15 protein-coding genes are annotated in these 13399 nt (G+C 68.9%); 9 read left to right on the top strand and 6 right to left on the bottom strand.

Going from position 1 to position 13399, the window contains the following annotated elements; genetic code table 11:
• Positions 1-3: 3 nt before the first annotated feature.
• From BLU02_RS10075 to pknB, 5 genes are read left to right on the top strand one after another with little or no spacing between them, the layout of a single operon-like run.
• A complete protein-coding gene (locus BLU02_RS10075; protein ID WP_060922719.1) occupies positions 4-1308 on the top strand; it encodes a PP2C family protein-serine/threonine phosphatase in 1305 nt (434 codons plus the stop codon).
• On the top strand, positions 1305-2690 hold the full coding sequence (locus tag BLU02_RS10070; RefSeq protein WP_060922720.1) for an FtsW/RodA/SpoVE family cell cycle protein: 1386 nt from the start codon (positions 1305-1307) through the stop codon (positions 2688-2690). The genes BLU02_RS10075 and BLU02_RS10070 overlap by 4 nt, the downstream gene beginning before the upstream one ends.
• A 1-nt stretch (position 2691) precedes the next feature.
• Complete coding sequence (locus tag BLU02_RS10065; RefSeq protein ID WP_060922721.1) at positions 2692-4146, top strand: peptidoglycan D,D-transpeptidase FtsI family protein; 1455 nt, start codon at positions 2692-2694, stop codon at positions 4144-4146.
• A complete protein-coding gene (locus BLU02_RS10060; RefSeq protein ID WP_082750095.1) occupies positions 4143-5888 on the top strand; it encodes a serine/threonine-protein kinase in 1746 nt (581 codons plus the stop codon). The genes BLU02_RS10065 and BLU02_RS10060 overlap by 4 nt, the downstream gene beginning before the upstream one ends.
• Positions 5889-5938: 50 nt before the next feature.
• Entirely contained in the window at positions 5939-7630 is a 1692-nt protein-coding gene (pknB, locus tag BLU02_RS10055) for a Stk1 family PASTA domain-containing Ser/Thr kinase (protein ID WP_060922723.1), read from the top strand.
• 18 nt (positions 7631-7648) lie between these two features.
• Here pknB and BLU02_RS10050 read toward each other — a convergent pair whose 3' ends face one another.
• Genes BLU02_RS10050 through BLU02_RS10045 form a run of 3 tightly spaced genes read right to left on the bottom strand, consistent with a single transcriptional unit; the run spans position 7649 to position 9253 of the window.
• On the bottom strand, positions 7649-8281 hold the full coding sequence (locus BLU02_RS10050) for an anthranilate synthase component II (protein ID WP_060922724.1): 633 nt from the start codon (positions 8279-8281) through the stop codon (positions 7649-7651).
• The gene (locus BLU02_RS17595; RefSeq protein ID WP_036292274.1) at positions 8278-8433 is read right to left on the bottom strand and encodes a membrane protein; all 156 of its coding nucleotides are present in this window, start codon (positions 8431-8433) and stop codon (positions 8278-8280) included. The genes BLU02_RS10050 and BLU02_RS17595 overlap by 4 nt, the downstream gene beginning before the upstream one ends.
• 25 nt (positions 8434-8458) lie before the next feature.
• A complete protein-coding gene (locus tag BLU02_RS10045) occupies positions 8459-9253 on the bottom strand; it encodes a class E sortase (RefSeq protein ID WP_060922725.1) in 795 nt (264 codons plus the stop codon).
• Between the two features lie 104 nt (positions 9254-9357).
• On the opposite strand from BLU02_RS10045, the gene BLU02_RS10040 reads away from it, so the two are divergent.
• Complete coding sequence (locus tag BLU02_RS10040) at positions 9358-9597, top strand: cell division protein CrgA (RefSeq protein ID WP_025102888.1); 240 nt, start codon at positions 9358-9360, stop codon at positions 9595-9597.
• A gap of 153 nt (positions 9598-9750) precedes the next feature.
• Here BLU02_RS10040 and BLU02_RS10035 read toward each other — a convergent pair whose 3' ends face one another.
• Both BLU02_RS10035 and BLU02_RS10030 read right to left on the bottom strand, forming a co-directional pair.
• On the bottom strand, positions 9751-10644 hold the full coding sequence (locus BLU02_RS10035) for a rhomboid family intramembrane serine protease (RefSeq protein WP_060922726.1): 894 nt from the start codon (positions 10642-10644) through the stop codon (positions 9751-9753).
• A gap of 21 nt (positions 10645-10665) precedes the next feature.
• On the bottom strand, positions 10666-11223 hold the full coding sequence (locus tag BLU02_RS10030) for a peptidylprolyl isomerase (protein WP_025102886.1): 558 nt from the start codon (positions 11221-11223) through the stop codon (positions 10666-10668).
• Between the two features lie 146 nt (positions 11224-11369).
• On the opposite strand from BLU02_RS10030, the gene BLU02_RS10025 reads away from it, so the two are divergent.
• Together BLU02_RS10025 and BLU02_RS10020 are read left to right on the top strand one after the other, a co-directional pair.
• Positions 11370-11867 carry a hypothetical protein gene (locus BLU02_RS10025; protein WP_025102885.1) on the top strand — a complete coding sequence of 166 codons (498 nt, stop codon included), beginning with the start codon at positions 11370-11372 and terminating at the stop codon, positions 11865-11867.
• Positions 11864-12346: an aminoacyl-tRNA deacylase gene (locus BLU02_RS10020; protein WP_231919545.1), complete on the top strand. Its 483-nt coding sequence runs from the start codon at positions 11864-11866 to the stop codon at positions 12344-12346. The genes BLU02_RS10025 and BLU02_RS10020 overlap by 4 nt, the downstream gene beginning before the upstream one ends.
• A 14-nt stretch (positions 12347-12360) precedes the next feature.
• Here the strand turns inward: BLU02_RS10020 and BLU02_RS10015 are convergent, their stop codons facing one another.
• Positions 12361-12783, bottom strand: coding sequence for an NUDIX hydrolase (locus tag BLU02_RS10015; RefSeq protein ID WP_060922727.1), 423 nt, complete (start codon positions 12781-12783; stop codon positions 12361-12363).
• A gap of 134 nt (positions 12784-12917) precedes the next feature.
• On the opposite strand from BLU02_RS10015, the gene BLU02_RS10010 reads away from it, so the two are divergent.
• On the top strand, positions 12918-13364 hold the full coding sequence (locus BLU02_RS10010; RefSeq protein ID WP_060922728.1) for an iron chaperone: 447 nt from the start codon (positions 12918-12920) through the stop codon (positions 13362-13364).
• Positions 13365-13399 lie beyond the last annotated feature (35 nt).

Genomic DNA, 13399 nt, shown 5'->3' with positions numbered 1-13399 from the left:
GGCATGGTCTTCGAAGGCTCGAGCGCCGCGATCTCCCACACCGGGAAGGTCCGCTCCAACAACCAGGACTCCGGGTACTCCGGGGCGAACCTGTTCGTCGTCGCCGACGGCATGGGCGGACACGCGGGCGGCGACGTCGCCTCCAGCATCGCCATCCAGCGCATGGAGCCGCTGGACCAGCCGTACTCCTCCACGGAGGACGCGCAGGCCGCCCTGCAGGCCGCGGCCACGACCGCCGCGGGAGACCTCATCCGCGCGGCAAAGGACCGCCCGGAGCTCGCCGGACTCGGCACCACGCTCAGCGCCATCATCATGGTCGACGAGTACGCCGTCATCGGCCACATCGGCGACTCCCGCATCTATCTCTACCGCGACGATGCGCTGACGCAGATCACCGCCGACCACACCTTCGTGCAGCGCCTCGTCGACTCCGGCCGCATCACCCCGGAAGAGGCCAGGTACCACCCGCGGCGCTCCGTCCTCATGCGGGTGCTCAGCGACATGGACGCCGACCCCGAGCTCGACATGTTCGTCATGCACGCGCAGCCCGGCGACCGCTGGCTGCTGTGCTCCGACGGTCTCTCGGGAGTGGTGGACGAGGCCCGCATCCTCAAGGCCATGCAGCTCGGGCTCGCGCCGGGGCGCACGGCCGACAACCTCCTCAAGCAGGCCCTCGACGGCGGGGCCCCCGACAACGTCACAATCGTGATCGTCGATGTGGGCGGACAGCACCCCGTCCATTCCGGCACCGCCACGATCGTCGGCGCGGCGTCGAACCCGTCGGGTGTCTACGTGCCGCCGGTGCGGGCCCCGCGGAGCAACTGGCTGCACCCGGTCCGCCAGGCTGCGAACGAACCGAGCCACTTCGAGCCGGCACCCGAGTACCTCGAGGAGCTGATCGAGGAGGACCGCCGTCGCGCCAAGCGCCGCCGGCTGGGCTGGATCGCCGGAACGCTCGTGGTGCTGGCCATGCTGGGCTTCGCCGCGTTCGCCGCCTACAGCTGGACGCAGACGCGCTACTTCATCGGCGCGGATGAGGACAGCGTCGTGATCTTCCAGGGTGTGCAGCAGAACATCGGTCCGATCACGCTGTCGACACCGGTCGAGGACACCGAGATCCTCCTCGCCGACCTGCCCCCGTACCAGCGGGCCTCGGTCGAGCGCACCATCAGCGCGCGCTCGCTCTCGGACGCCATGGCCATCGTGGACCGTCTCCGCACGGGCGCCGAGGCGAACATCATCGAGCAGACCCCGTTGCCCACGCCGCTCCCCTCCCCGAGCGCGACGCCCTCGGGAGGTGCGGGGTGAGCACCGACGTCCAGGCCGACACCACGGTCATCAAGGCTCTGCGCCGCCTGCGCATGCCGCAGACGCAGCGCAACCGCGAGTTCTGGCTGCTCCTCTTCGCCTGTGCGATCAGCGGCGCCGCCCTCACCCTCGTCCAGCTCGGCGCTCTCGGCACCATCGACCCGATGATCCTGGCGATCGGCGGCGGGCTGGCGGCCCTGGCCTTCGCCCTGCACATCGTGCTGCGCTTCGTGGCAGCCGACGCCGATCCCTTCGTCGTCCCGATCGCGACGCTGCTCACCGGACTCGGCGTCGCGATGATCTACCGGATCGACATCGCCTTCGCGAACACCGGGTGGAACGCCTACTCCACCAAACAGCTCGCCTGGACCGCAATCTCCCTCGCCGGAGCGATCACGGTGGTCATCCTGCTGCGCAACTACCGGATCCTGTTCCGGTACACCTACATCTTCGGCCTCGCCGGAATCCTCCTGCTGCTCCTGCCGTTCGTCCCCGGCCTGCGGATCCCCGATGCGAACGCGCAGGTGTGGGTCTCGCTCGGCGGCATGTTCGCCTTCCAGCCCGGAGAGCTCGCCAAGATCTGCCTGGCGATCTTCTTCGCCGGCTACCTCGTGCGGACGCGGGAGAGCCTGACGTCGGTGGGCAAGCGCGTGCTCGGGATCACCTGGCCGCGCATGCGCGAGCTCGGACCCGTGCTCGTCGTCTGGCTCGTCTCCCTCGGCATCATCGTCGTCCAGCGCGACCTCGGCACCGGAACGCTCATCTTCGGCATGTTCGTGGCCATGCTCTACGTCGCCACCGGCAAGACGAGCTGGGTGCTCATCGGTCTCGGCCTCGTGGTCGCGGGCGTCGCCGTCGCGTCCCAGATCCTCAGCTACGTGCAGGGTCGTTTCATCAACTGGCTCTTCCTGTTCGACTCCTCCAAGGTCGACCCCGACGTCGCCGGCTACCAGCCCATGCAGGGGCTGTTCGGTCTCGCCCGCGGCGGCCTCATCGGCACCGGCTGGGGGCAGGGTCGCCCGGAGATCACGCCGCTCGCGCACAGCGACTACATCATCACGAGCCTGGGCGAGGAGCTCGGCCTCATCGGGCTCTTCGCGATCCTCTGCCTCTACATGGTGTTCGTCAGCCGCGGCGTGCGCATCGGGCTCGCCGGTCAGGACGACTTCGGCAAGCTGCTCGCCACGGGCCTGTCGTTCACCATCGCGCTGCAGGTGTTCATCATGGTCGGCGGTGTCACGCGGGTCATCCCGCTGACCGGCCTGACCACCCCGTTCCTGGCCGCGGGCGGCTCGTCGCTCGTCGCGAACTGGCTCATCGTGGCGCTCCTCCTCCGCATCTCCGACGGCGTCCGCCGTCAGCCCCGGGTGGTGATCGGCTGACATGACCAAAGAGCTCCGCAGACTCAGCATCGTTATGCTGTTCATGTTCATCGCGCTGTTCGCCGCGACGAGCTGGATCCAGGTCGTCGAGACGGACGGCCTGTCGCAGAACCCGCATAACAAGCGCACCCGGCTGGACAGCTACGAGATCCAGCGCGGCGCGATCATCGTCGACGGCACCGCGATCGCCAACTCGGTCCCCAGCGACGACCAGTACCGATTCCAGCGCGTGTACACCGACGCCGAGATGTGGGAGCCCGTCACCGGCTACTTCAACCCCGCTCTGGGCTCGGCCACCGGCATCGAGGAGGCGATGAACGCCGACCTCTCCGGCACCGGCTCGAACGCCTTCTTCGCGGAGATCGAGCGCATCCTCTCCGGCCAGCCTCAGCGCGGATTCAGCGTCGAGCTCTCGTTGAACACGGCAGCGCAGCGCGCCGCCACCGAGGCCCTGGACGGCCTGCAGGGCGCCGTCGTGGCGATGGACCCGAAGACCGGGCGCATCCTCGCGCTGGCGTCCACTCCCGGCTTCGACACCAACAGCATGGCGACCCACGACGCGAACGCCGCCAACGCCACCTACGACCAGCTCGTGGCCGACCCCGGCAAGCCGCTGTCGAACCGCGCGATCGCCGGTGACCTCAATCCCCCGGGCTCGACGTTCAAGATCGTCGTGGCGGCGGCCGCCTACGCCAGTGGCGAGTGGACGCCGGAGTCGACCCTCCCCAACCCCGCCTCGTACACGCTGCCGGGGTCGAACAGTCGTGTCTCCAACGCATGGGGCGGCACCTGCGGCTCCGGTGCGACGGTCACGATCGCCGAGGCGATCCGTCTCAGCTGCAACATCCCCATGGCCGAGCTCGCCGTCGAACTCGGCGACGACACGATCAGGGAGATGGCGGAGAAGTTCGGGTTCAACCGCAGCTTCGACATCCCGCTCACCTCGACGCCCTCGAGCTACCCCCAGGGACTCGACGACGCGCAGACCGCCCTCACCGGATTCGGTCAGGGACAGGTGACCGCGACGCCCCTGCAGATCGCCATGGTCTCGGCCGGCATCGCCAACGACGGCGTCGTGATGAACCCGCAGATGGTCGACGCCGTCATCGGCAACGACCTCTCGGTGATCCGGTCGTTCGACAGCACCGAGTTCGGTCGCGCCATGGAGCCGGACGTGGCGGACGAGGTGACCTCCGCCATGGTCGCCAGCGTCTCAAACGGCGCGGCGCAGGGTGCAAGAATAGACGGGGTCGACGTGGCCGGTAAGACCGGAACGGCGGAGAACGGAAACAGGCCGCACACGCTGTGGTTCACGGGGTTCGCCCCCGCGGACGACCCCGCGGTCGCGGTAGCGGTCGTCGTCGAGAACGGCGGCGGACAGGGTCAATCAGGAAGCGGGGACACCATCGCCGCTCCGATTGCGAAGAAGGTCATAGAGGCGGTGCTGGGCAGATGAGGCCGACGCAGGGTGTGTCGTTCGGTGGTCGCTACGAGCTGCAGTCGCGGATTGCGATCGGCGGCATGGGCGAGGTGTGGGAGGCGACGGATCACGTCATCGGACGCACCGTCGCCATCAAGATCCTCAAGGACGAATACATGGGGGATCCCGGGTTCCTCGAGCGGTTCCGCGCGGAGGCGCGTCACGCCGCGCTCGTCAACCACGAGGGCATCGCCAGCGTGTTCGACTACGGCGAGGAGAACGGCAGCGCCTACCTCGTCATGGAGCTCGTTCCGGGTGAAGCCCTCTCGACGATCCTCGAGCGGGACGGCGCGCTGAGTGCCGACAAGACGCTCGACATCGTCGCGCAGACCGCTTCGGCCCTCCAAGCCGCGCACGCGGCGGGTCTCGTGCACCGCGACATCAAGCCCGGGAACCTCCTCATCACGCCGGACGGCCGCGTGAAGATCACCGACTTCGGTATCGCCCGCATCGCCGACCAGGTACCGCTCACGGCGACCGGGCAGGTCATGGGCACGGTGCAGTACCTGTCGCCGGAGCAGGCATCGGGTCACCCTGCCTCCCCCGCGACCGACACGTACTCGCTGGGCATCGTCGCGTACGAGTGCCTCGCCGGCAAGCGCCCCTTCACCGGCGAGTCGCAGGTCGCGATCGCCATGGCGCAGATCAACGAGCAGCCCCCGCCGCTGCCGCCGACGGTCCCGATCCCCGTGCAGAACCTGGTCATGGCGATGATCGCGAAGAAGCCGGCGGACCGCCCGTCCTCCTCGGCCACGGTCGCCCGCGCGGCCCAGGCCCTCCGCCGCGGAGACCTGAACTCCGCCGCCATCGCCGTGCCCGCCATCGCGACGGGCGGCATCGCCGGGGACGACGACGCCACGCGGATGCTGACCGCGACCGGCGACGACGGCACGACGCGAATCCTGCCCACCACCGCGCAGCTGCCCACCGACGAGGCCGCGGCGGACGAGCAGGAGAAGAAAAAGAAGAAGAAGAGTGCGTGGACCTGGCCGCTGATCGCGCTCCTGGTCCTGCTGCTCATCGTCGTCGCCGGCACACTGTGGGCGCTGTTCGGCAACCAGGGCAAGGACACCGACCCCGACCCCACCGGGTCCGCGAGCCGCACCCCCACGCAGACCCAGACGCAGACGCCCTCGCAGGAGCCCACGCCCGACGAGACCCGGGTCGACGTGACCGCGCTCGGGCTCAACGGCATGGACTGCGGCACGGCGACCGCGACGCTCAAGGAGGCCGGGTTCTCCGACATCGCCTGCGGTGAGGGCGACCCCGCCCCGAGCGACGGCGATGTCGGCAAGGTCTACCGGGTGCAGCCGGAGGGGAACGTCGCGACGACGACCCCGATCGCTCTCACGGTCTACGCCGGCCGCACGCCGCTGCCGACGCCGACGGACGAGCCGACGATCACCGGCGACCCGATCGCCGGCAGCACCGTGACGATCTCCTGGGGCACCGGTTTCACCTGCCCCAGTGGCACCACGCTGTCCGGCTACGTCGTTTCCCTGCAGAACGGCACCTTCGCTTCGGGCGGGCCGAACTTCCAGCCGACGGAGCGCAACGCGCAGGTGACGGTCGGGGACGCCGTGGGGAAGCAGCTCATCGCGACGTATCAGGGCCTGTGCTCCGGGGGCGACCAGCGCACGTCGAACGCCTCCCCGCCGCTGTCCGTCACGATCGTGGCCCCGGAGGACGGCGAGGGTGACAGCGAGGACGGCGCCTAAGGGTAGCCTGGGTATCCAGTCCAGCCGCAGTCGTTTCCAGGGGGTCATCCGTGTCCACAGAGCCACAAGTCATCGCGGGCCGGTACCGCGTCGACGAGCTCATCGGGCACGGCGGGATGGCGAAGGTGTACCGCGGGTACGATTTGACGCTCGGCCGCGAGATCGCGATCAAGATCCTCGACCCTGAGCTCGCCCGCGACACCAGTTTCCGTACGCGGTTCCGTCTGGAGGCGCAGTCGGCGTCACGCATGTCGCACCCGTCGATCGTGCGGGTGTATGACGCCGGCGACCCCTCAACGGTCGACAGCTCCTCGGCCGAGCCGCCGTACATCGTGATGGAGCTGGTCAAGGGCACCCTGCTCAAGAAGATCATCGCCGATGGCCCCGTACCCGTCGAGGATGCGGTGCGCTACGTCGACGGGATCCTCGAGGCGCTGGACTACTCGCACCGCGCCGGCGTCGTTCACCGCGACATCAAACCGGGCAACGTCATGGTCACCGACAAGGGCCAGGTGAAGGTGATGGACTTCGGCATCGCCCGCGCGGTGTCCGACTCCTCCTCGACCGTGGCCGAGACCACCCAGATCATCGGCACCGCCGCCTACTTCTCGCCCGAGCAGGCCAAGGGCGAGCCGGTCGATGCTCGTGCCGACCTCTACTCCACAGGCGTGGTGCTCTACGAGCTGCTGACCGGACGGCAGCCGTTCCGCGGCGAGTCGCCGGTCGCCGTCGCCTACCAGCACGTCAGCGAGACACCGGTCCCGCCCTCCGAGGTCAACGAGGAGTCGCCCGCAGCCCTGGACCCGATCGTGCTGCGCGCCCTCGCGAAGGACCCGTATCAGCGGTATCCGGACGCCGCCCACTTCCGCGCCGCTCTGGACGCCGCGGTGACCGGCGCCGCCCCCACGCGCAAGCAGATCGGCGCCCTGACGAGCGAGCTCTACGGCCCGAGTCCGCGCCAGGCGCAGGAGACGGCGCGGTCGCTGCGTCAGCTCAGCACCGACACCACGATGGCCCGCACACAGTCGGGACCGCCCGTCGCGTGGATCTGGGCGGGAGTCGCGCTGCTGGCGGTGCTCCTGGCGTCCGTGCTGTTCTGGGTCTGGACCATCAGCATGCGCCCCGCCGACGTGCCGAGCACCTCGAGGCTCGTCCCTGATCTGACGAACGTCGCCTCCGAGCGCGCGCAGGACGACCTCGCGGAACTGGACCTCTCCTCGAAGATCGTCATCGAATCGAGCCCGTCGATCGCCGAGGGCAACGTCATCCGCACCGATCCCGAGGGCGGCGTGTCCGTGGAGAAGGGCTCGACGGTCACCCTCTACGTGTCGTCCGGCGAGGAGACGGTGGTCGTGCCGAAGCTCGAGGGGATGTCCCTCGATGCCGCGACGAAAGCGCTGAAGGCCGCCGGCCTCGAACTCGGCACGGTGACGCAGCGCAATGACAAGGGTCTCGCCGCCAACACGGTGATGACGGCGAGCGAGCAGGCGGAGGCCGAGGTGGCTCCGGGCACCGTCGTGAACCTCGAGGTCGCCAGCGGGAAGGTGACGCTGAACAACGTCGTCGGCTGGTCCATGGACTCGGCGACGCAGGCGCTCGACGACCTGGGCCTCACGCCGGTGCCGACCGAGGCGCCGGAGTGCCCGGCGACGGATCCGGCGACGGTGCACTCGATGTCCATCGCTCCGGGCGATGTCCCCGTCGGGTCGTCGGTCGAACTCCGCTACTGCACCGGGTCCTGACGCGGGACGCGCCGCGGCTCAGCGCGTCAGCGGATCGAGGAGGGCGGAGCGGGCGACGGCCTCCTCGTCGCCGCAGAGGCGGAGCCAGTTGGCGAGGAGCCGGTAACCCCCTCGGGTGAGGACGCTCTCCGGATGGAACTGCACCCCGTGCAGCGGCAACGTCCGGTGCGCCAGCGCCATCACGGTGCCGTCGGGGGCGGTGGCGGTGGCCGCGAGGTCATCGGGGAGGTCTGCCGCGGACAGCGCGAGCGAGTGATAACGCCCGACGTCGAAAGGTGAGGGGATCCCCGCGAACAGGGCGGAGCCGTCGTGGCGGACCGCCGAGACCATGCCGTGCATGACCTCGGGAGCAGACCGGACGGCCGTGCCGAAAGCGGCCGCGATGACCTGATGCCCGAGACACACTCCGAGCGTGGGGATCCCCCGCCGCACCGCGATGCGAGCAGCGTCGATCGAGACGCCGGCATCGGCAGGAGCCCCGGGACCGGGGGAGAGCAGGAGCGCGTCATGCGCGCCGAGAAGCTCCTCGAGCTCGGCCGCGTCGGTCGCGTCGGACTCCACGAGCGTGGTGTCCGCACCGAGCTCGCGGAGATATCCCACGAGGGTGTGCACGAAGCTGTCGTGGTTGTCGACCACCAGGACGCGCGTCATTCGACGTCGACCTCGCCGGGGGAGATGAGGGGGCTGACCCAGGGGAACACGTACCAGAACAGCGCGTAGAGCACCGCGGCGATCACCACGAGCAGGATGAGGACGCGCAGCCACCAGGGACCGGGCAGCAGGCGCCAGAGTGCGGCGTACATGGGTCTTCTCTCTCCTGGAGGCGGGTCACACGGACGGTGCGGCCGGCGGGGGCGGCGGGTCGGTCAGAGCGGACGGGGGTCCCTCGGCTCGCGGCTGGAAGCTCTCGAACACCCCGTACGCGACGATGCGCTCGGCGAGCGAGTACAGCGGTGAGCAGGCCGTCAGGGTGATGTACTGCTCCCCCGTCTGCTGCTCCGGCATCTGCGGCACATCGGCGAGCACGTCGGTCTGCGTCGGCTTCACGTACTCCAGCGTGCGGAACCGATAGGTGTACCAGCCGTCAGGGGTCTCCACGACGATCGCGTCGCCGACGTGCAGCTTGTCGAGCTGGTTGAACGGCTTGCCCCAGGTCGTGCGGTGGCCGGCGAGCGAGAAGTTGCCGACCTCTCCAGGCATCTTCGACTGCGTGTAGACGCCGATGCCCTTCTGATCGAGGGTGCGCGCGCGACTCGTGCCGCCGTAGATGCCGAAGTTGTAGTCGGCGCCGAACCGAGGGATGTGCATCTGTCCGAACCACTCCCCGTCGGCCGGTGCCGCCGGGACGGGCGCCTCGTAGACCGTCTCACCGTCGTCCGTCTCGACCAGCGGCGGCAGTTCCGGTGCCTCCCCCGCGGCGAGCTGCTGCGAGATCGCGGCCCCCTCCTCGTTCTTCTGGGCCGCGATGATGATGTCGCCGATCCACATCTGCCAGGCGACGAAGAGGAGCACGACGACGCCGGCGGTCAGGAGGAGTTCGCCGAGCACACTCGCGAACGTGGCGCGCGACCGGGGTCGCTGCCGCCGCTCGCGCCGCCCCCCAGGCACGACAGATGCAGTCATGGGCGTGATCATATCCGCCCGACCTGTGCAGCAGGAGTCGGGGCGCCGCCGATCGACGTCCTCACGTCTCGTCGGCGCCGAGGTCTCCCGGGTACAATGACGGCATGGCACGTGACCGCAAGACCGAAGAACCCGCCGTCGAGCGCGCCGAGGGCGACGCCGCTCCCAACGCCGTCTGGTTCAAGCCGGTGATGATCGGCTTCATGCTCCTCGGCCTCGCCTGGATCCTCGTCTTCTACATCTCGGGCATGCAGTTCCCCATCCCCGGCCTCGACAACTGGAATCTGGCCATCGGTCTGGGCATCGCCCTCATCGGATTCCTCATGACCACTCGCTGGCGCTGACCGCTCAGAACGAAAGGAACCCCTCGCCTCTTCGGCGGGGGGTTCCTTTCGTCTGTGCGGCAGGCGTCGAGTTATCCACAGGTTATCCCCACACTGGGGAGAATTACACCGATGTTATTCACAGGGGTTAACAACCCTGTTAACAACTCAGGATCAGGCCAAAAGGATGAGGGGCGGCACCACGGCGACCACGACGATCAACAGAACCACCAGGGCGGCGAGCGACACGACCTGCCAGGTCCGCTGGTCACGGCGCTTCGTGCGGACGTAGATGAGGGCGACGAGCGCGCCCGTGATCGCGCCGCCGAGGTGCGCCTGCCAGGAGATGCCACCGGCGAAGAACCCGAAGGCGAAGTTGATGCCGAGGATCACGAGGATGCCGGTGACGTTGGCCCCGATGTGGCGTCCGATGATCAGGAGGGACGCCAGGAGCCCGAAGATCGCCCCGGAGGCGCCGACCGTCCACGTCTCCGGAGCGAGGACGGCCACCGCGACGGATCCGCCGAGACCGCTGATGAGGTACAGCGCGAGATAGCGGACACGACCGAGCATCGGTTCGAGGTTCTGTCCGAGCATCCACAGGGCGAGCATGTTCAGCGCGAGATGCACGAAGCCCCCATGCACGAACAGCACGGTCAGCAATCGCCACGGCTCGAACGGCAGGAGGGAGAGGTTCGGGTAGAGGAACGGCGCGTAGAAGCCGAGAGCCTGGATGATCGGGGCGTTGAGCCCGGGGATCAGCTGCACCAGGCCGATGAACGACGTCACCGCCAGCAGGACGTACGTGACGACGGGCTTGCCGCTGCGCACGGCACCCATGGTCGTGGCCCCACCACCACGCCACCGACGCGCGGCCTTCTTCTGGGCGGGGGTGCGGTTCTTGCGCTCCGCGTTCATGCACTCCGGGCAGATGACGCCGACCGGGGCAGGCGTCTGACACTCGGGGCAGATGGTGCGCAGGCACCGCTGGCAGAGCACGAAGGACTGCCGATCCGGATGCCGGTAGCAGAAGTTCTCACGGTTGTTCGTGAACTCGGGCGTCGTCATCCGGATCGGCCGTCGCTGTCGTCAGGCGGCGACGATGTCGATCGACTGCAGCACCACGGGCTCGATCGGGCGGTCGCCCGCCGCCGTCGGGACCGCGGAGATCGCGTCGACGACCTTGCGCGATGCGTCGTCGGCGACCTCCCCGAAGATCGTGTGCTTGCCCTGCAGCCACGGGGTCGGGTCGGTCGTGATGAAGAACTGCGAGCCGTTGGTGCCCTCGACCTTGCCGGTGATGGCGTTGCGGCGGAGGCCCGCGTTGGCCATCGCGAGGATGTAGGGCTCGTTGAAGTTGAGCTCGTTGTTGATCTCGTCGTCGAAGTTGTACCCCGGACCGCCGACGCCCTGGCCGAGCGGGTCGCCGCCCTGGATCATGAAGTTCGGGATGATGCGGTGGAAGATGACGTCCTTGTAGAGGGGACCCTCGCCCGGCTTGCCGGTGGCGGGGTGCGTCCACTCCTGGGAGCCGTCGGCGAGGCCGACGAAGTTCTTGACCGTCTTCGGGGCGTGGTCGCCGAAGAGGTTGATGACGATGTCACCGTGGTTGGTGTGCAGAGTTGCGACGTGGGAAGCGTGAACCATGCGTTCATTCTCGCAGAGCTTCCGGTGAGCGAGCCGGGCATGTACAACGCGGGAGCCGATGATGCAAGGGGCGGGCGATTCCCTCGCCGCATCCAGCCTCTCGTGGCAAGATGGGGAACCCGTACTCCAATGGACAGGAGAGCATCGTGAGCCTCAGCCGCAAGCGGAAGAAGCAGCTTCGTCGTCTTCAGAAGGACGCGAACCAGCTGTGGGAAGACCAGCAGGTGCTCGTCGGCCACGCTGCCGACGTCGCTCGTGAGGCGGGTCGCCAGCTCGGCAACTTCAATCGCGAGCAGATCGTCCCGGTGGTCCAGGACACCTACAACCGCCGCGTCGCCCCGGTCGTGGACCGCTCGGTCAAGGCCGGCAAGCACGTCGTGGACGACAAGGTCGTTCCGATCGTGGGCGGCGTCGTCGGTACGGCGCTGACCGCCTGGGACGTCGCGAACGCCAAGCGCCACGGCGTCGAGTACAAGGCCCGCAAGGCCGTCTCGCAGAAGAAGGGTCCCGGTCTCGGATCCGTCATCGCCATCGTCCTGGGTGCTGCGGCCGCCGTCGGCGTGCTGTACGCCGCCTGGCAGGCGCTGCGGGCCGACGACGAGCTCTGGGTCGCCGACGACCCGCTGTCGGCTCCCGACGCGTGACCACTCCCGACCCGCACGCGCGGGTGAGGGATGCTGCGGCCGCCCGCGGACTCGACATCGAGATCCGCGAGCGGCCGCAGGCGCGTAGCCTCGTCGAAGCCGCCGAGATCCTCGGCATCCCGCCGTCCGGCATCGTGAAGACCCTCGTGGTCAAGCGCTCGGACGACACCTATCTGTTCGCGCTCATCCCCGGTGGTCGGTCCATCTCCTGGCCGAAGCTGCGGGCCGTCGTCGGAGTGAACAAACTCCGCCTGCCCGAACCCGAGCTCGCTCTCGCGGCGACCGGTTACGAGCGCGGAACCATCGTCCCGATCGGCAGCACCACGGATTGGCCTGTCTACGCCGACGCGTCCATCGTCGGCGAGCGGGTCGCGATGGGCGCGGGCGCGCACGGATACAGCCTCTTCGTCGACGCCGACGCCCTCATCGCGGCGTACGGGGCGACCGTCGCCGACATCTCGGTGCCCGAAGAGCGCTGACCGTCGCCGGAGCCTCAGAGCAGGCCGGCCATCCGCAGGGCGATGTCCACCAGCCGTACACGCTGCAGTCCGGCGACAGCGGAGAGCGCGAACCACTCGGCGCGATCGGTGGAGCCGTCCGTCTCCCAGCGCAGCTTCCCCCCGGTGACCTCGGCCCGATAAACGATGCGCAGGGTATGCAGGGGGTCGGACGACTTCTGCACGCGCCGTCCGGCCGGGATGACACGGGAGTGGATGCCGAGGAGTTGCCCGACCCGGACCGTGTACCCGGTCTCCTCGCGGAGCTCCCGCCGCACCGCATCCTCCGGCGCCTCGCCCGGTTCCAGGCCGCCGCCCGGGAGCGTCCACGCCACGCGTCGGCCCTCCGTCCACCGCGCCAGCAGGAGGCGCCCACCCTCATCGGTGACGACCCCGTATGCGGCGACGCGCAGGTCCATGCGTCACACCTTATCCGGGTCTCGGGCCGTCCCTCGCCGCGTGACGATCGGGGTGATCGATCACGAATCGAGAAGCCCGACATCACGCGCCGTCCCTACGCTGGGAGCATCATCCGGCCCACGAGAGGAACATCATGGCTGACACCGAGAAGAACTTCACCGCCGAGGAGCGCGAGGCCATGCAGGCCGCCGCCAAGGAGGCCCGCACGCGACGCTCGCGAGCGAAGAAGTCGCCGGAGGAGCTGCGCGCGGCCGGAGAGGCCGACCTGAAGGAGGCCGTCGCCAAGCTCACCGATGAGGACAGGGCCCTTGCGGAGAAGCTGCACGCGCTGGTCTCCGAGGTGGCGCCGGACCTCGTGCCGCGCACGTACTACGGTATGCCCGCGTGGGGGCGCGACGGGAAGGTGCTGTGCTTCTTCCAGCCGGCCAGCAAGTTCAAGGTCCGCTACGGCACCTTCGGGTTCGAGCCGATCTCCAACCTCGATGACGGCACCGTCTGGCCGACCGCGTACGCGGTGACCGCGCTCACGGAGAAGGACCTCGAGTTCCTCGCCGGACGCATCCGCCAGGCGATCAGCTGATCCCGAAGTGGATCTGACGCAGCGGGGTCGCGCGC

This window comes from Microbacterium paraoxydans (assembly GCF_900105335.1).
GTDB lineage: Bacteria > Actinomycetota > Actinomycetes > Actinomycetales > Microbacteriaceae > Microbacterium > Microbacterium paraoxydans.
The sequence above is the reverse complement of the archived record's forward strand: the minus strand, read 5'-3'. Positions and strand labels throughout refer to the sequence as shown.

What these genes read in the sequence shown, in the direction of transcription:
- BLU02_RS10075 (WP_060922719.1), top strand. Translation starts at nt 4, where the DNA reads ATGGTCTTCGAAGGCTCGAGCGCCGCGATCTCCCACACCGGGAAGGTC.
- BLU02_RS10065 (WP_060922721.1), top strand. Translation starts at nt 2,692, where the DNA reads ATGACCAAAGAGCTCCGCAGACTCAGCATCGTTATGCTGTTCATGTTC.
- BLU02_RS10060 (WP_082750095.1), top strand. Translation starts at nt 4,143, where the DNA reads ATGAGGCCGACGCAGGGTGTGTCGTTCGGTGGTCGCTACGAGCTGCAG.
- BLU02_RS10050 (WP_060922724.1), bottom strand. Translation starts at nt 8,281, where the DNA reads ATGACGCGCGTCCTGGTGGTCGACAACCACGACAGCTTCGTGCACACC.
- BLU02_RS17595 (WP_036292274.1), bottom strand. Translation starts at nt 8,433, where the DNA reads ATGTACGCCGCACTCTGGCGCCTGCTGCCCGGTCCCTGGTGGCTGCGC.
- BLU02_RS10045 (WP_060922725.1), bottom strand. Translation starts at nt 9,253, where the DNA reads ATGACTGCATCTGTCGTGCCTGGGGGGCGGCGCGAGCGGCGGCAGCGA.
- BLU02_RS10040 (WP_025102888.1), top strand. Translation starts at nt 9,358, where the DNA reads ATGGCACGTGACCGCAAGACCGAAGAACCCGCCGTCGAGCGCGCCGAG.
- BLU02_RS10035 (WP_060922726.1), bottom strand. Translation starts at nt 10,644, where the DNA reads ATGACGACGCCCGAGTTCACGAACAACCGTGAGAACTTCTGCTACCGG.
- BLU02_RS10030 (WP_025102886.1), bottom strand. Translation starts at nt 11,223, where the DNA reads ATGGTTCACGCTTCCCACGTCGCAACTCTGCACACCAACCACGGTGAC.
- BLU02_RS10015 (WP_060922727.1), bottom strand. Translation starts at nt 12,783, where the DNA reads ATGGACCTGCGCGTCGCCGCATACGGGGTCGTCACCGATGAGGGTGGG.
- BLU02_RS10010 (WP_060922728.1), top strand. Translation starts at nt 12,918, where the DNA reads ATGGCTGACACCGAGAAGAACTTCACCGCCGAGGAGCGCGAGGCCATG.